This is a genomic window from Bradyrhizobium sp. Rc3b, assembly GCF_900114915.1.
Lineage (GTDB): Bacteria > Pseudomonadota > Alphaproteobacteria > Rhizobiales > Xanthobacteraceae > Bradyrhizobium.
Window position 1 is genome coordinate 447,634 of sequence record NZ_FOUS01000005.1, and the last position, 22,350, is coordinate 469,983.

Below are 22,350 nucleotides of genomic sequence, written 5' to 3' on the forward strand. Positions count from 1 at the left end.
ACCTTAAGTGTCGGAGTTCAAGACGATGAAGAAGATTCTGTTTGCGACCGTTGCGCTGCTCGTGATGGGCGCTGCTGCACCGGCCGTCGGCGCCGATCTCGGCAACCGCAACTATTACAAGACGCCCGCGCCGGCCTATGCCGCGCCGATCTACAACTGGACCGGCTTCTACATCGGCGGCCATATCGGCGGCGCGTTCTCCAGCGACAACAATTTCAACGGCCTTTCCACCGGCAACAACGGCAATGGCCGTTTCCTCGGCGGCGTGCAGGTTGGTGGGGACTGGCAGTTCCACCCGAACTTCGTGGTCGGCGTCGAGGGCCAGTATTCCTGGCTCTCCGGCAGCGTCGGTGCCGTGTTTCCGGGCGGCATCGCATATACCAACGACCAGCGTGGCCTCGGCTCGATCACCGGCCGCGTCGGCTACACCTGGGGCCCCGGCCTCGTCTATGTGAAGGGCGGCTACGCCTATTCGGACAACAACGAGAAGGTGACGGTCGGCGGCGTGCCGACCGCGTTCGTCATCACCGGCGATCACCGCAACGGCTACACGGTCGGCGCCGGCCTCGAATACATGTTCGCCCCGAACTGGTCGGCCAAGGCCGAGTACCAGTACTACAATTTCGGCGACTCGAGCTTCACCGGCGGCCCGCTCGCGGGCACCGGCAGCTTCACGACCGACGACCACACCATCAAGGCGGGCGTCAACTACCGCTTCAACTGGGCAAGCCCGGCCGTCGCGCGCTACTGATCGGTTACCACAACCTTACCAGGACGGAAGGGCCGGCGATTTCGCCGGCCCTTCTTTTTTTCGCCCTGCGGAACACGCGCAACCGTTTGGGGAGATTGCGAATTTTTAACCGGCGGTGCGGATACTGCCGGCCGCAAACAGAAGCAAGAACGTTGGGGGAATTTCGATGGCGATCCGTTTCAGCCTTGGCGGCTCACTTGGCCGGATGCGGCCTCGTTTCAAAATGCCGACCTGGGGCGTGCGCGGCAGCCTGTTCGCGGCCTTTGCAGTGATCGCGGGCATGGGCCTCGTGATCGCAGCCGGCGCCGGCCTGGCGCTGCAGAATCTCGGCGGACGGATGACCGAGCTGAGCGGGCGGGATATTCCGCGCCTCACTGCCAGCCTGCAATTGTCGGCCCTCAGCGCCAGCCTAGCGGCACAGGGACCTGCCCTGCTCGCGGCTCAAACCGAGGAAGCCCTGAACGAGCGCACCAAGAAGCTCAAGGAGCTGCAGGAGCAGACCCAGCAGAAGCTCACCGAGATCATCGGGCTCGGCGGCGACAAGACCGTCGTCTCCGGACTCAGCGAGACGATGAAGAGCATCAACGAGGCGGCGCAGAGCCTCGCCAAGGCGGCCCGCGAGCGGCTCGATATCGCCGCCCTCCATGACAAGCAATATGACGCGCTTCGCAGCGCCCAGGGCGCCTTCGTCGGCGCGGCCAGTCCGGTGATGCTCGACGCGCAGACCCGGGTCAACGCCATTCTCGGCTCGGCCGACCTGTCCGCCGCAGATGCCAACGATGCCGCGCAGACCGTCGGCCAGCTCGGCAACGTCGTCGCCAGCGGCAATCGCGCGGCCGCCAACATGAGTGCGGCACTGTCGGCGAACACCAGCGACAAGCTCGACGACATCCAGAAGGAATTCAAGACGGCACAGGGACGCCTGCGGTCCAACCTCGATCTGTTGCCGGACAATCAGGGCAACAAGATGCTGCGCGAGACGGCGGAGAAGCTGATGGCGCTCGGCACCGGCAAGACCGGCGTGTTCAATCTGCGTGAGAAGGAGCTCGACTCCGTCGACTACGGCCAGACCATCCTGGACGAGACCCGCAAGCTCAATGTCGGCCTCGGCATCAGCGTGCAGCAGCTCGTCGACGGCGTGCAGAAGGAGACCAACGCCTCGACCTCGCAGGCGCAGCAGGAGACCTCGCTCGCGACGACCGTGATGCTGGCCCTTGGTGCCTTGATGCTGGTCGGCTCGGCGCTGTTCGTCTGGCTCTATGTCGGCCGCAACATCCTGCGCCGCATCCGTGAGCTTCAGCGCGCCATGCAGCTGCTGTCGGCCGGCGACCTCGACACCGAGATCGTCCGCTCCCGGCAGAACGACGAGATCGGCGTGATGAAGGAAACGCTGACCGTGTTCCGCGACAGCATGATCGAAGCCCGGGCACTCGCCGCCGAGCAGGACAAGGACCGTGTCGCCAAGGCCGAGCGGGCCGCGCGCATGGAAGCGAAGATCGCCGAATTCGAAAGCACGGTGCGCTCCGCGCTCGACAATCTGGCGCAGTCGGCCAATTCGATGCAATCGACCGCGCAGAGCATGTCGACCACCGCCGACCAGTCCAACGCGCTGGTCAACGCGGTCGCCTCCGCCGCCGAGGAGACCTCGGTCAACGTGCAGACCGTGTCGTCAGGCACCGAGCAGCTGTCGTCCTCGATCGAGGAGATCAGCAAGCAGGTCGTGACCTCGGCCGCAATCGCCAAGAAGGCGGTCGACGAGGCCGGCGCCACCGACACCACGGTGCAGAGCCTTGCCGACAGCGCGAGCCGCATCAGCGTCGTGGTCGACCTGATCCAGACCATCGCCTCGCAGACCAATCTGCTCGCGCTCAACGCCACCATCGAGGCGGCGCGCGCGGGCGAGGCCGGCCGCGGCTTCGCGGTGGTCGCCTCCGAAGTGAAGAGCCTCGCGAGCCAGACCGCCAAGGCCACGGAGGAAATCCGCACCCAGATCGCCAGCATGCAGGAGATCACGACATCGGCGGTCGGCGCCATCCAGGGCATCGGCCGGATCATCGGCGAGATCGACAACGTGACCACAACGATCGCAGCCGCAGTCGAGGAGCAGGGCGCCGCCACCCGCGAGATCGCGCGCAACATCCAGCATGCCGCCGGCGGCACCAGCGAAGTCTCCAGCAACATCGTCGGCGTCTCCACCGCCTCGGCCGAAGCCGGCGCCGCGGCAAACGAAGTGCTGGGCGCCTCCGACGCGCTCCGACGCGAAGCCGACATGCTGCGCGGAGAGATCGACGCGTTCCTCAACAACATGCGGGCGGCCTGACGTCATTCCGGGGCGCCTCGAAGAGGCGAACCCGGAATCTCGCAACAATCTCCAGATTCTCGGGTGCGCAACAGCGCACCTGAGTTCGCGCTCCGCGCGCCCCGGAATGACGACGTTTTTTACGGTCACGACCGGGACGCGGAAAAACGCCGCCCGGTATGTCCGCCATGCGGAGACCACGGACGGTCCTTTTTCGGCTGGCGTCCCGCCGTATGTGCGGGTACCGATAATGCATGAACGCAAAAACCGACACCGCACAGTCCTCGGCCGAAGCCCTGCGCTACCCCTGGGAACAGCACCCCGGCCACGACGAGGTCGTGGAGATCAGGCCCGGCGTGTTGTGGGTGCGGCTGAAGCTGCCGTTCCGCCTCAACCATGTGAACATCTACCTGCTCGCCGACGGCGACGGTTATGCGATGGTGGATACCGGCTTCGGCAACGAGGAGACGATCGAGGCCTGGACCAAGCTATTCGACGGGCCGCTGAAGGGCGTCCACATCACGCGCCTGATCGTCACGCACTCCCACCCTGACCATGTCGGCCTTGCCGGCTGGGTCGTCGAGCGGTTCAACTGCCCGCTGGTGATGTCGCAGGTCGAATATCTGCAATCGGTCTATCACCAGAACCGCGGCACCGCGGAGCGGCAGGAAGCGCAGCGGCTGTTCTTCCGCCGCCACGGCATGGACGAGTCGCTCACCGAAAAGCTGCTCGGCCGCGGCCAGGATTATCTCAAGCGCGTTTCGGTGCTGCCGCCCTCCTACCGCCGCATCTCCCATGGCGAGGACGTCGTGATCGGCACGCGCCGCTTCAAGGTGATCACCGGCGGCGGCCACGCGCTCGACCAGGTGATGCTGTATTGCGCCGACGACAAGCTGTTCCTCTCCGCCGACCAGGTGCTGAGCAAGATCTCGCCCAATGTCAGCGTCTGGGCGGTCGAGCCCGACCAGAACTCGCTCGGCGAATATCTGGCTTCACTCGCCAGCCTCACCACGACGCTGCCCTATGACGTCCTGGTGCTGCCCGGCCACGGCGTGCCGTTCTACGGATTGAAGACCCGCATCAAGCAGCTCGCCGACCACCATGAAGAGCGCTGCCGCCTGATCGCGGAAGCCTGCCGCGAGGTGCCACAGACCTCGCGCGCCCTGGTGCCCGTCGTGTTCAACAAGCATGTGCTCGACGAGCACCAGATGGGCTTTGCCGCCGGCGAGCTGGTCGCCCACGTCAACTACATGATCGTCGAGGGCCGGTTGACGGCCGAGACGAAGGACGGAGTGCTGCAGTTCACGACGACGTGAGTCACTTCGTCATGGCCGGGCTTGTGGCGGCATCTCACTTCATATTCGCGATTGCATGCAGCGCCGCGATGTAGCCGAACGGTCCGAGGCCACAGATCACGCCGGTCGCCACGAACGAGATCTTGGAGTGGCGGTGATATTCATCGCGGGCGTGGATGTTGGAGATGTGGACTTCCAGCACCGGCCCTTCGAACGTCTTGATCGCGTCCATGATCGCGACCGAGGTGAAGGAAAATCCGGCCGGATTGATGATGATTGCATCGGCGTCCTGCCGCGCCGACTGGATCAGGTCGACCAGCACGCCTTCATGGTTGGATTGGTGGAAGGCGAGCTTGAGCCCGAGCGATGCGGCGGCCGCCTCGCAGCTCGCGTTGACCTCTGCGAGCGTCGTCGTGCCGTAGATGTGCGGCTCGCGGATGCCGAGCATATTGAGGTTGGGACCGTTCAGAATCATGACTCGCTTCATCGGGCGTCCTTTCGCATGAGCTGCTGGCGAGCCGATCCGCGCCTCGCCAAGGCAAAGGCTACGACATCGGCGCGACCAGCTCAGCAATCATGGACGGAGCGCGCCCCATGGACAAAATGTCCAAGCCGGCGGCAACGGTCCCCGGCTTTCCCCGAAGCCTTGGCCGTGCGGACGGGCCAGCGTTAGGCGTTTGATCCACATCAACTATCGCCGGCGATACGCCGCTATCAATGGACCCGCGCGCCTCGTCACAAATGTGTGCGGGCGCATGGACATTGGAGCTGGAAAAGCTCTAAAAATGAGCGGCCGCCGTGGCCGGGTTCCGTTGCAGGTTTTGCCGATGGATTACAACCAGTTCTTCGATACCGCCCTCGATCGTCTCCATTCCGAGCGGCGCTACCGCGTGTTCGCCGACCTGGAGCGCACGGCCGGCCGATTCCCGCACGCGGTCTGGCACTCGCCCAAGGGCAAGCGCGACGTCGTGATCTGGTGCTCGAACGATTATCTCGGCATGGGCCAGCATCCGAAAGTGGTCGGCGCCATGGTCGAGACTGCGACGCGCGTCGGCACCGGCGCCGGCGGCACCCGCAACATCGCCGGCACGCATCACCCGCTGGTGCAGCTCGAGGCCGAGCTCGCCGATCTCCATGGCAAAGAAGCCGCGCTACTGTTCACCTCGGGCTATGTCTCGAACCAGACCGGCATCCCGACCATCGCAAAACTCATTCCGAATTGCCTGATCCTGTCGGACGAGCTCAACCACAATTCGATGATCGAGGGCATCCGCCAGTCCGGCTGCGAGCGGGTCGTGTTCCGGCACAACGACCTTGCGCATCTCGAGGAGCTGTTGAAAGCGGCCGGCCCGAATAGGCCGAAGCTGATCGTCTGCGAGAGCCTCTATTCCATGGACGGCGACGTCGCACCGCTCGCCAAGATCTGCGATCTCGCCGAGAAGTACGACGCGATGACCTATGTCGACGAAGTCCACGCGGTCGGCATGTACGGCCCGCGCGGCGGCGGCATCGCCGAGCGTGACGGCGTCATGCACCGCATCGACATCCTCGAAGGCACGCTGGCGAAAGCCTTCGGCTGCCTCGGCGGCTACATCGCCGCCAACGGCCAGATCATCGACGCCGTGCGCTCCTATGCACCGGGCTTCATCTTCACCACCGCGCTGCCGCCGGCGATCTGCTCGGCTGCGACCGCCGCGATCAAGCACCTGAAGACCTCGAACTGGGAGCGCGAGCGCCACCAGGACCGTGCCGCCCGCGTCAAGGCGATCCTCAACGCCGCCGGCCTGCCTGTGATGTCGAGCGACACCCACATCGTGCCGCTGTTCGTCGGCGATCCCGAGAAGTGCAAGCAGGCGTCCGACCTCCTGCTCGAGGAGCACGGCATCTACATCCAGCCCATCAACTATCCGACGGTCGCCAAGGGCAGCGAGCGGCTGCGCATCACGCCTTCGCCCTATCACGACGATGGCCTGATCGATCAACTCGCCGAGGCCCTACTGCAAGTGTGGGAGCGCCTGGGTCTGCCGCTGCGCCAGAAGTCGCTCGCGGCGGAGTAGGTCTGTCTTACCCTCCCCTGGAGGGGGAGGGTCGGCTCACATTGAGCGCAGCGAAATGTGGGCCGGGGTGGGGTGACGGTGTCTCCTCATCCAACCGTGCCCGAGTGGATAGATCACCCCACCCCGCTCGCGCTTCGCGCGATCGACCCTCCCCCTCCAAGGGAGGGTGAGAGCAAGCAGCTCGCCCTACGACTTAACGACAACCCCAGTTCCCACCGCCGCGCGGCATTTCGCTGTCGCCTCGCCCCGTCCAACGCGCTAGAATTACTGGGAAAATGAGCTCGGGCGCCGCCGGCGCCCTTTCGAGAAGCGCGCTCGCCATGCTGCACGATTGGGGCGTGATCGCCGCCGCCTTCGGCTATATCGGCTTCCTGTTCCTGGTGGCGAGCCATGGCGATCGCCGCTCGCCGGCCGGGCGCGGCCGTGCCTCCGGGCTGATCTATCCGCTCTCGCTGGCGATCTACTGCACCTCCTGGACCTTCTTCGGCTCGGTCGGCTTCGCCACCCGCGCCTCGACCGACTTCCTCGCCATCTATGTCGGCCCGATCCTGATGATCGGGTTAGGCGCCGGCGTATTGCGCCGCGTGATCCAGCTCGCGAAAACCCACAACATCACGTCGATCGCCGACTTCATCGGGGCCCGCTATGGCAAGAGCCAGGCGGTGGCGGCCACCGTCGCACTGATCGCGATCATCGGCTCGGTGCCCTACATCGCGCTCCAGCTCAAGGCGGTCGCCTCCTCGCTCGAAACCATCCTGAGCGAAGACCAGGCCTTCTCCCACATCCCGATCGTCGGCGACGTCGCGCTGATGGTGACGCTGGCGATGGCGGCCTTCGCCGTGCTGTTCGGCACGCGGCAGACCGACGCGACCGAGCACCAGCACGGCCTGATGCTGGCGATCGCGACCGAATCCATCATCAAGCTGGTCGCCTTCCTCGCCGCCGGCATCTTCGTCACATTCTGGATGTTCTCGCCGCACGAACTGATCGAGCGCGCCATGAAGACGCCGGAGGCGGTGCGCGCCATCAACTATTCGCCGTCGATCGGCAACTTCCTCACCATGACGCTGCTGTCGCTTTGCGCCATCATGCTGCTGCCGCGCCAGTTCCACGTCAGTGTGGTCGAGAACTCCTCGGATGCCGAGGTCGGCCGCGCGCGCTGGCTGTTCCCGCTCTACCTCGTCGCCATCAATCTGTTCGTGATCCCGATCGCGCTCGCCGGCCTCGTCACCTTCCCGTTCGGCGCGGCCGACCCTGACATGTACGTGCTGGCACTGCCGATGGAGGGCGGTGCGGGGCTTCTCAGCGTCGCCATTTTCGTCGGCGGCCTGTCGGCGGCGACCGCGATGGTGATCGTCGAATGCGTCGCACTCTCCATCATGGTCTCGAACGACCTCGTGGTGCCGCTGGTGCTGCAACGGCGGCCGGAAGGACGCGCCGGCGGCGCGGATTTCAGCGACTTCCTGCTGCGCTCGCGGCGGCTTGCGATCTTCGCCATCATGGTGATGGCCTATTTCTACTATCGCGCGCTCGGCAATACCCAGCTCGTGGCGATCGGCCTGCTCTCCTTTGCCGCCATCGCGCAGCTTGCGCCGAGCTTCTTCGGCGGGCTGCTGTGGCGGCGCGCGACCGCGCGCGGAGCCATCGGCGGCATGCTGGTCGGCTTCGTGGTGTGGCTCTACACACTGTTCATCCCGAGCTTCATGGATACCTCGACATCAGGCATCCTGCTGCTCCAGCATGGCCCCTTCGGCATCGAGGCGCTGCGGCCGCAGGCGCTGTTCGGCGCCGATCTGCCTTCCTTGATGCACGGCGTGATCTGGTCCCTGTCGCTCAACATCCTGACCTATGTGCTGCTGTCGCTGGCACGAAGGCCCTCGTCGATCGAGCTGCTGCAGGCCGATCTGTTCGTGCCCAATACGCTCGCGCCGATCTCACCGAGCTTCCGCCGCTGGCGCACCACCGTCACCGTGCAGGACATCCAGACCACTGTGGCGCAATATCTCGGACCCGACCGCGCCCGGCATTCCTTCGAGGCGTTCTCCGCACGGCGCAACGTTCGTCTGGAGACGGGAGCGCCCGCCGATTTCGAGCTGTTACAGCATGCCGAGCATCTGATCGCCTCCTCGATTGGAGCTGCCTCCTCGCGTCTCGTGATGTCGCTGCTGCTGCGCAAGCGCACGGTCTCGGCCAAGGCTGCACTCAAGCTGCTCGACGACTCCCACGCGGCCCTGCATTTCAACCGCGAGATCCTGCAGACCGCGCTCAACCACGTGCGCCAGGGCATCGCCGTGTTCGATGCCGATCTGCAGCTGATCTGCTCCAACCGGCAGTTCGGCGATCTCCTCAACGTGCCCCCGCATATCGTCCAGTTCGGCGAGCCGCTGCGCGATATCCTGGAATTCATCGGCGTGAGCGATCCGGGCGACCCGGTCGAGCGCGAGGCCATGCTGGAGCGGCGCCTCGCCGCCTACACCACCGACAGCGAGCCATATCTCGAACGCCTGCCGGAACGCCACATGGTGATCGAGGTGCTCACCAATCGCATGCCCGGCGGCGGCTTCGTCATCACCTTCACCGATGTCACGCCAACCTTCGAGGCGGCGGAAGCGCTGGAACGCGCCAACGCGACACTGGAAAAGCGCGTGCGCGACCGCACCGAGGAACTGACGCGGCTGAACTCCGAGCTGGCGCTGGCCAAGAGCGCGGCGGAAGACGCCAGCATCTCCAAGACGCGCTTCCTCGCCGCCGCCAGCCACGACATTCTCCAGCCGCTGAACGCGGCGCGGCTCTATGTCACGAGCCTGGTCGAGCGCCAGCACAGCGGCGAGGAGACGCGGCTGGTCGAGAACATCGACGAATCGCTGCAGGCGATCGAGGAGATCCTCGGCGCGCTGCTCGACATCTCGCGGCTGGACGCCGGCGCGATGACGACCTCGACCTCGAGCTTCAAGATGGCCGATCTGATGCGCTCGCTGGAGATCGAGTTCGCGCCGATCGCGCGTGCCAAGAACCTGGAGCTCACCTTCGTGCCGTGCTCGCTGCCGGTCGAATCGGACCGGCTGCTGCTGCGGCGCCTGCTGCAGAATTTGATCTCGAACGCGATCAAATACACCCCGCGCGGCCGCGTCCTGGTCGGCTGTCGCCGGCAAGGCCCTTCGCTCAAGATCTGCGTCTACGACACCGGCGTCGGCATCCCGCCGGTCAAGCGCGGCGAGATCTTCAAGGAATTCCACCGCCTCGAGCAGGGCGCGCGGATCGCGCGCGGGCTGGGGCTCGGCCTGTCGATCGTCGAACGCCTGGCGCGCGTGCTCAAGCACGGCATCGCCATCGACGGCAACAGGAGCGGCGGCTCGGTATTCTCCGTGACGGTGCCGACGGCGAAAGCGATCACCCACACCGCCGCGGTGACCAGCGCGACGCCGCTGGCGCGCACGCCGATTTCAGGCGCCCTGATCGTCTGTATCGAGAATGACGCGGCGATCCTCGATGGCATGCGCACGTTGCTGAAGGCCTGGGACGCCGAAGTGATCGCGGTCGCCGATCCCGAAGGCGCGATCGCCGCCATCGAGACGGCGGGACGGCGCGTCACCGGCCTCCTGGTCGACTATCATCTCGACCGCGGCAACGGCATTGCCGCGATCCGCGAGATCCGCCGCCGTTTCGGCGACGGCATCCCGGCGATCCTGATAACTGCCGACCGCAGCCCCGCCGTGCAGGTCGCTGCGCGCGACGAGAAGGTCGCGGTGCTGAACAAGCCGGTCAAGCCGGCCTCGCTCCGCGCCCTGCTCGGTCAGTGGCGCACGCAGCAGATGGTGGCGGCGGAGTGAAGCGGCTTGCTGGCGACGGCCGGCACGCTTGCACAATTCAGGGCGCCAGCCGCGTGAAGACGTAGTCCCGACTCTTGGCGCGAGCTTCGTGACAGCCCCAGCAAGTGCGGTGCTGGGCCTCGTCGACCGGCTTGCCGTTGATGAAACGGCCGAAGCCCCAGCCGCCCGTCGCCGCGTATTTTTTGGAATCCTTGACCATCACCTGGACCGTGGTAGCGGCACCAGGAATTGTCGCGGACGCGAACTCCGGCGACTGCTTCCGCTTCCAGGCGCGCTTGACCAGGATGGTGCCATCAGGGAATGGGAGCTTGCCGGCCTGATACGCATCGATTGCGGTCTGGTTGCCAACGACGGCGCGAAGCTCGTCGAGCGGCGCGGCTTCTTCGGCCGGCGCGATCAGCTCCCACTGCTTGTAACCGGGCGGAATCGTGATGCCGAAGATCGGCGAGGCGTCTGCCGCGTTTTGCGCAGGCCCCTCGGCAAGAGCGATCGAGACCAGATAGGGCACGCAAGTCAGCAGAACGACCAGAAGAAGCACGGCCAGCGTGATCACCGTGACGTAGGATCGCTCATTCTTTTCAGGTTCGATAAATGGCATGACGTTTCTTCAAGCTGGGATCGCGGTACATCCCCGGCCCAGCCACGCTGGACCGAGGCACGCATGAATGCTCAGGCGCCGTCGGCGTCGATGACGGCCTTGGCAAAGGCTTGCGGCGCTTCCTGCGGCAAATTGTGGCCGATGCCGCCGGTGATCAGGCGAAACTCGTATCGGCCCGAGAACTTCTTGGCATAGGCGCTCGGGTCGGGATGCGGCGCGCCGTTGTCGTCGCCCTCCATCGTGATCGTCGGCACGTCGATGACGGGAGCCGCCGCCAGCTTCTTTTCGAGATGCTCGTATTTCGCTTCGCCCTGGGCGAGCCCGAGTCGCCAGCGGTAGTTGTGGATCGTGATCGCGACATGATCCTTGTTGTCCAGCGCCGCCGCACTTCGATTGAAGGTGGCGTCGTCGAACTTCCATTGCGGTGAGGCGAGCTTCCAGATCAGCTTGGCGAAATCATGCGTGTACTTCTCGTATCCGGCACGGCCGCGCTCGGTCGCGAAATAGAACTGGTACCACCATTGCAGCTCGGCGGACGGCGGCAACGGCGCGTTGCCGGCGGCCTGGCTGGAGATCAGATAGCCGCTGACCGACACCAGCGCGCGGCAGCGCTCCGGCCACAGCGCGGCGATGATATCGGCGGTGCGCGCGCCCCAATCGAAGCCGGCGATAACAGCCTTCTTGATCTCAAGCTTATCCATCAGCGCGATGATGTCGTCCGCCATCGCGGCAGGCTCGCCGTTGCGCGGCGTCTCGCTGGAAAGGAAACGCGTCGTGCCGTAGCCGCGCAAGTGAGGGATGATCACGCGATAGCCGGCCTTGGCCAGGATCGGCGCGACGTCGACGAAGGCGTGAATGTCGTAGGGCCAGCCGTGCAGCAGGATCGCCACGGGACCGTTCGAAGGACCCGCCTCCGCATACCCGACATTGAGGACGCCGGCATCGATCTGCTTGATCGCCCCGAAGGACGCAGTCGATGCGGACGATTTCGGCGCTTCGGTCTCAGCGCGCGCGAGTTCGATCACGCCGAGGCCGACGGCGACGGTTCCGGCGGCGACGCCAAGGAACTGGCGGCGATGCTGATCGATGATCTGCTTCATGGTGGTGCTACCTTTCTTGATGGTTGGTGATGGCGCGTCAGATCAGCGCGACCGTGACGTCGACGTTGCCGCGAACGGCCTTGGAATAGGGGCAGGTCTGATGCGCATCATCGATGATGCCGCGTGCGATCTCGGGGTCGAGGCCCGGCAGGCTGACATTGAGGCGCGCCCGGAGCGAATAGGCGCCCTCGTCGAGCATGAGATCGATTTCCGCATCGATCGCGCATTTCCTGGGAAGCTCGATCTTCCGCTTGCGCGCCGCGATCTCCATCGCGCCTTCGAAGCAGGCCGACCAGCCGGCGGCGAACAATTGCTCGGGATTGGTGCCGATGCCTGCGGCGCCCGGCGGCGACAGCTTGACGTCGAGGCGGCCATCGGAGCTGCGCGATATGCCGTCGCCTCGGCCGCCGCTGGTGTGGGTCTTGGCCGTGTAAAGTATTTTTGCCGCCTGCGTCATGAAGCTGTCCTTTCCGTTCCGCAACTGACTAGCAGTGGCTGGTGCAGGACACCCGTTGGGAGTTGTGAGAAGTTGTGAGGTCAGACCTCGCGCGCTTAACAAGGCCTGCACCCGCGGCCTGATGCCGATGCAGCGACGGCCTTGCCGGATCGCGATCATCTGGCTATCGGGTCCTGTCGAAGGGACCCGAGATTTGCCATGACAGAGCCGGCCGGCACCGCAGCGGGAACTTTATCGTTCGGGCCATTCTCCGTGACGCCGCATGAAAGGCTCGTGACGCGCGATGGCGTCGCGTTGCCGCTGGGCGCGAAAGCGTTCGACACGCTGATGGCGCTGATGTCGCGACCGAACCAGGTCGTCGGCAAATGGGACCTGATGGCGCTGGTGTGGCCCGGCGTCACCGTCGAAGAGGCCAATCTGCGCTTTCACGTCGCAACGCTGCGCAAGGCGCTCGGCGACGGCAAGGACGGCGCCCGCTACATCACGACGCTCTCCGGCCGCGGCTATTGTTTCGTGGCGCCGATCTCGCAACTCGCAGCGCCGGTTTCGCAAACAGGCATTGCGGCAGCCCAGCGCCCCACGCCGCGGCTGGAATTGCCGCCGGTGAAACTGCCGAACCGGCTACAGCGGATGGTCGGGCGCGACGATGAGATCGCCACTGTTTCCGACAAGCTCATCGCCTCGCGCTTTGTCACGATCGCCGGCCCCGGCGGCGTCGGCAAGACGGCGGTCGCAGTGGCGATCGCCCACGACCTGCTCGAGACTTTCTCCGACGCCGCGCACTTTGTTGATCTCGCCGCGCTCAGTGATCCCGATCTCGTGATCACCTCGATCCTGCTGATGCTGGGCTTGCCGGCCGAGACCGACGATCCCCTGCCCGCGCTGCTCGCGCATGTCAGGGACAAGCGGATGCTGCTGGTTCTCGACAATTGCGAGCACGTCATCGCGACCGCCGCGCCGCTGGCGGCGGACATCTTCCAGGCCGCGCCACATGTCCATATCCTCGCGACCAGTCGCGAGGCCCTGCGCGTCGAGGGCGAGCAGGTCTATCGATTGGCGCCGCTTGCCGTTCCGCCCGACGGCTCCGGACTGACGGTCGCCGCAGCGCAGACCTATCCGGCGCTGCAACTATTCCTCGAACGTGCCACGGCCAGCGGCGCGCAGATCAGTCTCGATGACGCCAATGCCGCGATCATCGCGAGGATCTGCCGCAAGCTCGACGGCATGGCGCTGGCGATCGAACTCGCCGCCGGCCGGGTCGAAGCCTACGGCCTGGAGCAGACGGCCGCACTGCTCGACGAGCGCCTCAATCTGCTCTGGCAAGGCCAGCGAACGGCGCCGCCCCGGCAGAAGACATTGCAGGCCACGCTCGACTGGAGCTACGGACTGCTGTCGGATCTCGAACGCCTCGTGCTGCGCAGGCTTGCGGTCTTCGCCGGGCATTTCACCATCGATGCGGCGCTCGAGGTCGTGCCGGACGAGCGCGTCGACCAGGCCCGCCTGTTCGACGCCGTCGACAGTCTCGTGGCCAAATCGATGGTCGCGCCGCGCCCCATCGGCGCCATGATGCGCTACCGCCTGCTCGACACGACGCGCGCTTATCTGCTCGAGATCGAGCCCGATGACGCGGCTCTCGCCGCCCGCCACGCGACGTACTACCGGCGATGGCTGGAACAGGCCGGCATGACATGGGCCGCCGTGCCGAGCGCGGACGAGCGAGCTGCTCACTTCTCCGCGCTTCACAATGTGCGCGCCGCGCTCGACTGGTGCTTCGGGGCGGGCGGTGATCTCGGCATCGGCATTGCGCTCGCCGCCGCCGCGGCGCCGATCTTCCTGGCGATGTCCTTGTTGATCGAATGCCGGCGCTGGTCGGAGCGGGCGCTGCTGGCGATGGACCCCTCCTCGCGCGGCAGCGCCGAGGAAATGCACATCCAGGCCGCCCTCGGACTGACCTTGATGTTCACCCGCGGCGGCAGCGAAGCGGCGCGCAGCGCCTTGAGCCGGAGCCTTGCGATCGCCGAAGCGCGCGGCGACGAAATCAACCAGCTCCAGCTGCTCGGCCGGATGCATATCTTTCACGAGCGGATGGGAGAGTTCGACGCCGCGCTCGGCTATGCGCAGCAGAGCCTCGGGGTCGCGAGGTCGCTGGGCGATTCCGCCTCAATCGCCCTCGCCCATTCCCTCCTCGGCGTCTCCTTGCATCTGGCAGGCCGGCATCGCGACGCGCTCGAGATGCTGGAGGTCGCATGGCGGGGACCGGGCACGGAGCGAATCAGCACCGTCCACGGCTTCGATCATCGCAATCGGGCCGGCATCACGCTGGCTCGCGAGCTCTGGTTGCAGGGCCGCCCCGCGGATGCGCTGCAACTGGCGCGACAGACGGTCACCGAGGCCGCGCAGATGGATCACCCGATCACGCTCTGCATTGCGCTGATCTGGACGGTCGCAATCGATCTCTGGAGCGGAGACCTCGACGGTGCGAACGCGAACATCGACCGCTTCATCGCGCATGCGACGTCGCGCTCGATGGGGCCTTATCTCGCCGTCGGCCGCGGCGTCAAAGGCGAGCTGGCGATCCGGCGCGGCGATGCCGCAGTTGGCGTCGAGACGATCAGGACTTGCCTGCGTGAGCTCCACGATGCCCGCTACGAGCTGCTGACCACGACGTTCAACATCGCGCTGGTTCAGGGATTGATAGCGCTCGGCCAGATCGCGCAGAGCGCACAGCTGATCGACGACGCCATCCGCCTCGTCGCGCAGAGCGGCGATCACCTCTATATGCCCGAGCTGTTGCGCATGAAGGGCAAGGTGCTGTCGCACCTGCCCGAGCCGCAAATCGAGGAAGCGGAGGCCTGCCTCGTGCAGGCGCTGGAACTCAGCCGCGACAAGGGTGCCAAAGCGTGGGAACTGCGCGCGGCAATCGATCTGGCGCAGCTTCTTGCCCACCGGCGCCGCGCCAAGGAAGCCAGGCGATTACTTCAATCGGCACGCGAAGGTTTCGCTGCAGGTTCCGAGACTGAAGATATCAGGGCCGCCGATGCGCTCCTGAAGACGCTGTAGCGGGCTCACCCCGTCGGCGTGCCCTGCTTCCACTGGCCGCCGGCGATCTTGGCGGCGGCGATCACCGCCTGGGTGCGGCTTTCGACGCCGAGCTTTTGCAGGATCGCCGAGACATGTGCCTTGATGGTGGCCTCGGAGACCCCGAGCTCATAGGCGATCTGCTTGTTGAGGAGGCCCTCCGACAGCATCATCAGGACCCGGACCTGCTGCGGCGTCAGCGTCACCAGACGGTCGCGCAGGCGCGTCATGTCGGGATCGGCCGCAGCCGACAGATCGGTATCGGCGGGAACCCAGACGTCGCCCTCCATCACCTTGAGGATGGCGTCGCGCAGGGTCTCGACGCCGAATCGCTTGGGAATGAAGCCGGAGGCGCCGAAATCGAGCGAGCGGCGGATCGTGGCGCTGTCGTCGGACGCCGAGACGATCACCACCGGGATCGCCGGATATTGCGCACGCAGATAGATCAGGCCGGAAAAGCCTGAGATCCCGGGCATCGAGAGGTCGAGCAGGATCAGGTCGACATCCGAGGTCTGTTCCAGGAGCTTGGTCAGATCCTCGAACGATCCGGCCTCGTCGATCCTGGCCGAGGTCAGGACGCCGGCCACCGCCTGTCGCAGCGCGTCGCGGAAAAGAGGATGGTCATCGGCGATGACGAGATGGGTCGAGGGAGCGTTCATCGTTCTCTTGCTGTCGTTCGCGGGCCGGCGGACAGATCCCGGGTCTGTCAATTCTTCCCCGAGCGGCCGTGGCATGCAAGTGCACATTATCCCTTTGCTGCAAAGGGGTTAATCCGGAAGCCTACGTGGCGGCGCGCCGGTGCCTGATACCGGCGTCAGCTACGCGTCAGTGCGCAAGGCCGAAAGTCGTATTGGGGCGGGTTTCACGCCGATGTTACCTTGCAGGCAAGACCTGGGTTGATCCGGCATGTCCGGACGTCTGGGGTGCGAGGAAACGCAATTCGGGGAGCGACTCAATATGTCGACAATGGCTGTGTCTCAAGCAGGCGCGGGAGGGATGACGAAGGACGAACGGTTCGTCATTCTCGCCTCCTCGCTCGGTACCGTCTTCGAGTGGTACGATTTCTACCTCTACGGCTCGCTGGCTTCGATCATCGGCGTGCAGTTCTTCTCGGATTACCCGCCAGCCACCCGCGACATCTTCGCGCTGCTGGCCTTCGCCGCCGGCTTCCTGGTGCGTCCGTTCGGCGCGATCGTGTTCGGCCGCGTCGGCGACATCGTCGGCCGCAAATACACCTTCCTCGTCACCATCCTGATCATGGGTCTGTCGACCTTCATCGTCGGCCTGCTGCCGAACGCGGCGACCATCGGCATCGCGGCTCCGATCATCCTGATCGCGCTGCGCCTCGCCCAGGGCCTGGCGCTCGGCGGTGAGTATGGCGGCGCGGCCACTTATGTCGCGGAGCATGCTCCGAACGGCAAGCGCGGCTACTACACCTCCTTCATTCAGACCACCGCGACGCTCGGCCTGTTCCTGTCGCTACTGGTGATCCTGTTCACCCGTAGCGCCCTCGGCGAGGCCGATTTCGCGAAGTGGGGCTGGCGCATCCCGTTCCTGGTCTCGGTGCTGCTGCTCGGCATCTCGGTCTGGATCCGGCTTCGCCTCAATGAATCCCCGATCTTCCAGAAGATGAAGGACGAGGGCAAGAGCTCGAAGGCGCCGCTGACCGAAGCCTTCGGCAACTGGCAGAACGGCAAGCTGGTGCTGCTCGCGCTGCTTGGCGGCGTGATGGGCCAGGGCGTCGTCTGGTACACCGGTCAGTTCTACGCGCTGTTCTTCCTGCAATCGATCCTGAAGGTCGACGGCTACACCGCCAACCTGCTGATCGCCTGGTCGCTGCTGCTCGGCACCGGCTTCTTCATCGTGTTCGGCATGCTGTCCGACAAGATCGGCCGCAAGCCGATCATCCTCGGCGGCTGTCTGATCGCGGCGCTGACCTTCTTCCCGATTTTCAAGATGATCACCACCAATGCCAACCCGGCGCTGGAAAAGGCGATCGAATCGGTCAAGGTCGACGTGGTGGCGGATCCCGCGGGTTGCGGCGACCTGTTCAACCCGGTCGGCACCCGTGTCTTCACCGCACCTTGCGACACCGCACGTGCCTACCTGTCGCAGTCGTCGGTCAAGTACTCGACCACGTCTGGCGCAGCCGGCTCGGGTGTGAAGGTCGTCGTCAATGGTAAGGAAGTGCCCTACACGAGCGCCAAGGACAGCAACCCGGCAGTGCTCGCCGCGGTGCAGGCGGCCGGCTATCCGAAGGCCGGCGATGCGGGCATCGTGAAGATGTCCCATCCGTTCGACATCTTCCGTCCGCAGGTGGCGGCGATCATCGGCCTGCTGTTCATCCTGGTGCTGTTCGTCACCATGGTGTACGGCCCGATCGCGGCGATGCTGGTCGAACTGTTCCCGACCCGCATCCGCTACACCTCGATGTCGCTACCCTACCACATTGGTAACGGCTGGTTCGGCGGCCTGCTGCCGGCGACCGCCTTTGCCATCGTGGCCTCGACGGGCGACATCTATGCCGGCCTCTGGTACCCGATCATCTTCGCCTCGATTACCGTCGTGATCGGCTTCTTCTTCCTGCCCGAGACCAAGGACGTCGACATCAAGGCGACCTGATCGAAAGCAGCGATAAGTACAACGAACCGGCCGCGGAGCGATCCGCGGCCGGTTTTGTTTGAGCACTAAAATTGCTTTATTGATTGCTGCCGACGAATTGCAGCACCACCTCGCGCCGGTGCGGGCGCTTGCGGTGCTCGATCAAATAGATCGCCTGCCAGGTGCCGAGGGCAAGCCTGCCGCTCAGGACCGGGACCTGAAGCGAGGCCCCGGTCAGCATCGTCTTGATATGTGCCGGCATGTCGTCCGGTCCTTCGGCGTCGTGGGTCCAGCCGGCATTCTCCGGCGCCAGCCGGGACAGTGCCGTGGTGAGATCGACCAGCACGGAGGGATCGGCGTTCTCCTGGATCGTCAGCGAGGCCGAGGTATGGCGGATGAACAGCGTCAGCGCGCCGTCGCGCGCGTGAACCTCGGCGATGAATTTTGCAGCCTCGCTCGTCAGATCGGTGAAGCCGTGACCCGATGTCTGCACGGTCAGCAATGACGATGCGATGGTGTCGGCTTGCACCGACGATGGCGCCGAGCGGGTGACTGATCTGGTTGATGTCATGAAGGGTCTCGACTAATCGAATACTGCCGTAGGGTGGGCAAAGGCGCAACGCGCCGTGCCCACGTCTTTCCTCATTGCCTTAGAACCATGGTGGGCACGGCGTAAGAACGCCTTTGCCCACCCTACGGCACCTCAACGCATGGATGGCGCGAAGGGGTCCTCAAATCTTCCCCGACACGTCCTTCTGGACGCGGTTGGCCATGTCGATCAGCCGCCGCCAGGCCTTTTCCAGAAACGACATCACGCGGTCGACGTCCTGGTCGCTCGGCAGCGGGATCTCGATCTTGCGCTCGCCCTCGGCGGCCTTGGGCTCCGCTTTCTTCAGCGGGTCGGATTTCGGCAGCGCCTCGTCGATCTTGCCGGACACCGTCGGCCCGGCCGCGAGCTGTCCCTGCAGCCTTTCGACCTCGGCCTGGAGCCGGCCGATCTCGGCGTCGAGCGCGGTCCGTTCGTCGGGCACCGCGTAACAGGCCCAGCCGGCGCCGTTCTTGGTGCAGGTCGATACCGTGCCGGTGCGCGTGTCGAGCCGCAGCACGCCCTCGGGGATGGGCGTCATGCTGTAGCGGCCGTTCTCGCTGTCGGGCGCGGATTGCGCGGCCTCGAGGTCGCCGGCGATCGCCACCGCGGCGGCGAACGCCGCCAGCGCAAGCCATGATGTTGTGGATGACGTCACTGGTCTCATCGCGATCTCCGCCACGGCGTGCTGGTGGCCCTCTCGCAAATTCTACACCCCGGTGAGGCGATCCGCCGCCCAAAACACGCACCCTTATCAACGATCGCGGCGGCGTGTTCGATCCCGGCAGCGTGGCGAAAGGGCGGCCGCCTTCGCCGATCCTGAGGCTTGCTGCTGCGGTGCGGCGTCACGCTGTGTGCAGCGCTGCCGTGCGCGCCAATATCATCAAATAAATCAGCTACATAAACGAAAGCGACGCAATCGTGACTTGGCTTGACTTGATTATGGGCCATCAGTATGGTCCGCGCGGCTTTTGAGGGTGGCGGGCGCAATTTCCATTCAGCCGCGGCGTTTCGGGTCTTCGTTGCATGACACAGGGCACGGGACACGGCGAGAATGGGGATCGCGATAGATCGTCCGAGGAAGCTGCGCTTTCCGAACGGCTCGGAAATCTTGATCAGCGGTTGTCCGAATTCCGGGACCGACGAATCAAGACCGAGCAACCCGCAGGTGACGGTGAGGACAGAGCGGCCAGAGCTTCGGCGATGGCGCTTGGTTTCCGGTTATCCTCCGAGTTGATCGCCGGGGTCGTTGTCGGAGCGGGGATTGGCTGGGGTTTCGACCGCTTGCTGTCGACGTCGCCTTTCGGATTTATCGTGTTCCTGTTGCTGGGCTTCGTCGCCGGCGTGGTGAATGTGGTGAGAACGGCGGGTGCGGGTCAAAACAGGCGCGGTGGGTCTTAGCCGATCCGCACCAGGACAGGAATGATCGTGCCGGCCTTGCCGGTACGGGCCGGCCCGGCCGGCAGACCGAGACCCGCCGGCATTGCCCGGCAGACCAAGAGATGCCGCGCTGATGAAAATCGACCCGATCCACCAGTTCAACATCGAGCCTCTCTTCACCCTGGGCCATATCGGCAATCACACGATCGCCTTCACCAATTCGTCGCTCTACATGCTGGTGGCGGTGGCGGTGATCTCGATCCTGATGCTCGCCAGCGGCACGCAGCTGGTTCCCGGGCGCCTGCAATCGGTCGCCGAAATCTCCTACGAATTCGTCGCCTCGACCATCCGTTCGACGGCCGGCGCGGAAGGCATGAAGTTCTTCCCGCTGATCTTCTCGCTGTTCATGTTCATTTGCGTCTCGAACCTGGTCGGCATCATCCCCTATACCTTCACGGTGTCGAGCCATCTGATCGTCACCGCGGCGCTCGCGCTTCTGGTCTTCTTCACCGTCCTGATCTACGGCGTCGCCAAGAACGGCCTGAAGTTCTTCTCGATCTTCGTGCCCCACGGCGTCCCCGGCTACATCCTGCCGCTGGTGATGTTCATCGAGATCCTGTCGTTCTTCCTGCGGCCGGTCTCCCACAGCGTCCGTCTGTTCGCCAACATGCTGGCCGGCCACATCGCGCTGAAGGTGTTCGCGGGCTTCGTCGCCATGCTCGGCTTCTCGCTCGGGGCGCTGGGCTGGGTCGGCGGCGTGCTGCCGCTGGCTCTCACGGTCGCGCTGTACGCGCTCGAGATTCTGGTCGCGTTCCTGCAAGCCTATGTGTTTGCGATCCTGACCTGCATCTACCTCAACGACGCCATTCATCCGGGACACTGAGCGGTCCGGGGAATTTCCACCCACAACCCAATCTTTCTTCCAAGGAGTCTAAAATGGATCCGGCAGCAGCAAAACTTATCGGCGCGGGCATCGCATGCATCGGCATGGGCGGCGCGGGCGTCGGCGTCGGCGTGATCTTCGGCAACTACCTCGCCGCAGCCGTTCGCAACCCCTCGGCCGCTCAGGGCCAGTTCGGCAACCTGATCTTCGGCTTCGCCGTGACCGAAGCGCTCGGCATTTTCTCGCTGCTGATCGCGCTGCTGCTGCTGTTCGTTCCGCTCTGAGGACGACGTTTTTCGCGCCGTTCCATCCATTGGGACGGCGCGTGTGACTGCAACAGGAGAACTCCGTGGCTGAAAGTCATGGCGGCGCAAAAGGTCCGGCGGCGGGCGCTCACACCGAGGCTGACGGTGGTCACCACGGTGGCGGTTTTCCGCCGTTCGAGAGCAGCAACTACGCTTCACAGCTGGTGTCGCTCGCGATCTTCTTCGTCCTGCTTTACGTGATCGTGTCCAAGCTCGCTCTGCCGAAGGTCGGCGGTGCGATCGAGGCGCGTCAGAACAAGATCGAGGGTGACCTCGCCGAGGCGCAGAAGCTGAAGGACCAGTCCGAGGCGGCGCTGAAGGCCTATGAAACCGAGCTCGCTTCGGCGCGCACGCGGGCACAGGCCATCGGCAACGAATCCCGCGACAAGGCGAATGCGCAGGCGGAAGCCGAGCGCAAGACGCTGGAAGAACAATTGGCGGCCAAGCTCGCCGGGGCGGAGAAGACCATCGCCTCGACCCGCGCCACCGCCATGAGCAACGTCCGCGGCATCGCGGCCGATGCGGCAGGCCAGATCGTGCAGCAGCTTACCGGCGTCGTTCCCGACGCCGCGTCGGTCAATGCCGCGGTCGATGCGTCCCTGAAAGGTTAGTCGAGATGTTCTTCGATCCTGAAACCTGGGTCGCCATCGCCTTCGTGATCCTGATGGTCGTGTTCGCCTATCTCGGGGTCTTCAAGTCGGCGATGACGGCGCTGGATCATCGTGCCGCCCGCATCAAGGCCGAGCTCGACGACGCGACGCGCCTCAAGCAGGAAGCGGCCAAGGTGCTCGCCGACTACAAGGCACGCAGCGCCACGGCCGAGCGCGAAGCTGCCGACATCATCGCCAACGCCAAGGCCGAAGCCGAGCGCATCGCGGCCGACGCCAAGGCGAAGATGGAAGACTTCGTCGCCCGCCGGACCAAGACCGCGGAGAGCAAGATCGCGCTCGCCGAGGCCCAGGCACTCGCCGATGTCCGCGCCGCAGCCGCGGAAGCCGCCGTCCAGGCCGCCTCCACGATCCTGTCGCAGTCGGTCAAGGGCCAGGTCGCCGACGATCTGCTCGCCAAGGGCATCACCGAGGTTCGCCAGAAGCTGAACTGAGGGTTTTGCCTTCAGTAATCAAAAAGCC

The 22,350-nt window shown here is 65.1% G+C and carries 19 protein-coding genes; 12 read left to right on the top strand and 7 right to left on the bottom strand.

The window, feature by feature from the left end; all coding sequences use genetic code 11:
• The first annotated feature begins 25 nt into the window (after nucleotides 1-25).
• The 3 genes from BM190_RS14780 to BM190_RS14790 all read left to right on the top strand — a co-directional run bounded on the left by BM190_RS14780 (nucleotide 26) and on the right by BM190_RS14790 (nucleotide 4,366).
• Nucleotides 26-751, top strand: a complete 726-nt coding sequence (locus BM190_RS14780; RefSeq protein ID WP_092255990.1) for an outer membrane protein — start codon at nucleotides 26-28, stop codon at nucleotides 749-751.
• A gap of 166 nt (nucleotides 752-917) precedes the next feature.
• A complete protein-coding gene (locus BM190_RS14785; protein WP_092255791.1) occupies nucleotides 918-3,071 on the top strand; it encodes a methyl-accepting chemotaxis protein in 2,154 nt (717 codons plus the stop codon).
• 233 nt (nucleotides 3,072-3,304) lie between these two features.
• The gene (locus BM190_RS14790; protein ID WP_092255793.1) at nucleotides 3,305-4,366 is read left to right on the top strand and encodes an MBL fold metallo-hydrolase; all 1,062 of its coding nucleotides are present in this window, start codon (nucleotides 3,305-3,307) and stop codon (nucleotides 4,364-4,366) included.
• 34 nt (nucleotides 4,367-4,400) lie between these two features.
• Here BM190_RS14790 and aroQ read toward each other — a convergent pair whose 3' ends face one another.
• Nucleotides 4,401-4,832, bottom strand: a complete 432-nt coding sequence (gene aroQ / locus BM190_RS14795) for a type II 3-dehydroquinate dehydratase (protein WP_092255796.1) — start codon at nucleotides 4,830-4,832, stop codon at nucleotides 4,401-4,403.
• Between the two features lie 340 nt (nucleotides 4,833-5,172).
• Here aroQ and hemA point away from each other — a divergent pair, with 340 nt between their 5' ends.
• Together hemA and BM190_RS14805 are read left to right on the top strand one after the other, a co-directional pair.
• Nucleotides 5,173-6,402, top strand: a complete 1,230-nt coding sequence (gene hemA / locus BM190_RS14800) for a 5-aminolevulinate synthase (protein ID WP_018316328.1) — start codon at nucleotides 5,173-5,175, stop codon at nucleotides 6,400-6,402.
• 320 nt (nucleotides 6,403-6,722) lie between these two features.
• Nucleotides 6,723-10,232: a PAS domain-containing hybrid sensor histidine kinase/response regulator gene (locus BM190_RS14805; protein WP_092255993.1), complete on the top strand. Its 3,510-nt coding sequence runs from the start codon at nucleotides 6,723-6,725 to the stop codon at nucleotides 10,230-10,232.
• A gap of 37 nt (nucleotides 10,233-10,269) precedes the next feature.
• Here BM190_RS14805 and BM190_RS14810 read toward each other — a convergent pair whose 3' ends face one another.
• The 3 genes from BM190_RS14810 to BM190_RS14820 all read right to left on the bottom strand — a co-directional run bounded on the left by BM190_RS14810 (nucleotide 10,270) and on the right by BM190_RS14820 (nucleotide 12,387).
• Nucleotides 10,270-10,830, bottom strand: a complete 561-nt coding sequence (locus tag BM190_RS14810; RefSeq protein ID WP_092255799.1) for a cytochrome P460 family protein — start codon at nucleotides 10,828-10,830, stop codon at nucleotides 10,270-10,272.
• A gap of 71 nt (nucleotides 10,831-10,901) precedes the next feature.
• Nucleotides 10,902-11,930, bottom strand: a complete 1,029-nt coding sequence (locus BM190_RS14815; protein WP_092255802.1) for an alpha/beta fold hydrolase — start codon at nucleotides 11,928-11,930, stop codon at nucleotides 10,902-10,904.
• Nucleotides 11,931-11,967: 37 nt separating this feature from the next.
• Nucleotides 11,968-12,387 (bottom strand): organic hydroperoxide resistance protein, encoded by a 420-nt coding sequence (locus tag BM190_RS14820; RefSeq protein WP_092255805.1) that lies wholly within the window; start codon nucleotides 12,385-12,387, stop codon nucleotides 11,968-11,970.
• Nucleotides 12,388-12,585: 198 nt separating this feature from the next.
• Between BM190_RS14820 and BM190_RS14825 the strand changes: the two genes are divergently transcribed.
• Complete coding sequence (locus BM190_RS14825) at nucleotides 12,586-15,447, top strand: ATP-binding protein (protein WP_092255807.1); 2,862 nt, start codon at nucleotides 12,586-12,588, stop codon at nucleotides 15,445-15,447.
• 5 nt (nucleotides 15,448-15,452) lie between these two features.
• Here BM190_RS14825 and BM190_RS14830 read toward each other — a convergent pair whose 3' ends face one another.
• Nucleotides 15,453-16,124: a response regulator gene (locus tag BM190_RS14830; RefSeq protein WP_018316334.1), complete on the bottom strand. Its 672-nt coding sequence runs from the start codon at nucleotides 16,122-16,124 to the stop codon at nucleotides 15,453-15,455.
• Nucleotides 16,125-16,461: 337 nt separating this feature from the next.
• Here BM190_RS14830 and BM190_RS14835 point away from each other — a divergent pair, with 337 nt between their 5' ends.
• Nucleotides 16,462-18,087, top strand: coding sequence for an MFS transporter (locus tag BM190_RS14835; RefSeq protein ID WP_018316335.1), 1,626 nt, complete (start codon nucleotides 16,462-16,464; stop codon nucleotides 18,085-18,087).
• Nucleotides 18,088-18,163: 76 nt separating this feature from the next.
• Here the strand turns inward: BM190_RS14835 and BM190_RS14840 are convergent, their stop codons facing one another.
• Entirely contained in the window at nucleotides 18,164-18,637 is a 474-nt protein-coding gene (locus BM190_RS14840) for a secondary thiamine-phosphate synthase enzyme YjbQ (protein WP_092255810.1), read from the bottom strand.
• Nucleotides 18,638-18,797: 160 nt separating this feature from the next.
• Nucleotides 18,798-19,319: a hypothetical protein gene (locus BM190_RS14845; RefSeq protein ID WP_092255995.1), complete on the bottom strand. Its 522-nt coding sequence runs from the start codon at nucleotides 19,317-19,319 to the stop codon at nucleotides 18,798-18,800.
• Between the two features lie 359 nt (nucleotides 19,320-19,678).
• Between BM190_RS14845 and BM190_RS14855 the strand changes: the two genes are divergently transcribed.
• From BM190_RS14855 to BM190_RS14875, 5 genes are all read left to right on the top strand, one after another.
• Nucleotides 19,679-20,053, top strand: coding sequence for an AtpZ/AtpI family protein (locus BM190_RS14855; RefSeq protein ID WP_018316338.1), 375 nt, complete (start codon nucleotides 19,679-19,681; stop codon nucleotides 20,051-20,053).
• Nucleotides 20,054-20,165: 112 nt separating this feature from the next.
• Entirely contained in the window at nucleotides 20,166-20,915 is a 750-nt protein-coding gene (locus tag BM190_RS14860; protein ID WP_018316339.1) for a F0F1 ATP synthase subunit A, read from the top strand.
• 53 nt (nucleotides 20,916-20,968) lie between these two features.
• The gene (locus tag BM190_RS14865; RefSeq protein WP_007599451.1) at nucleotides 20,969-21,199 is read left to right on the top strand and encodes a F0F1 ATP synthase subunit C; all 231 of its coding nucleotides are present in this window, start codon (nucleotides 20,969-20,971) and stop codon (nucleotides 21,197-21,199) included.
• Nucleotides 21,200-21,264: 65 nt separating this feature from the next.
• Nucleotides 21,265-21,831, top strand: coding sequence for a F0F1 ATP synthase subunit B family protein (locus BM190_RS14870; RefSeq protein WP_018316340.1), 567 nt, complete (start codon nucleotides 21,265-21,267; stop codon nucleotides 21,829-21,831).
• A gap of 5 nt (nucleotides 21,832-21,836) precedes the next feature.
• Entirely contained in the window at nucleotides 21,837-22,322 is a 486-nt protein-coding gene (locus BM190_RS14875; protein WP_018316341.1) for a F0F1 ATP synthase subunit B family protein, read from the top strand.
• The last annotated feature ends 28 nt before the right edge of the window (nucleotides 22,323-22,350 follow it).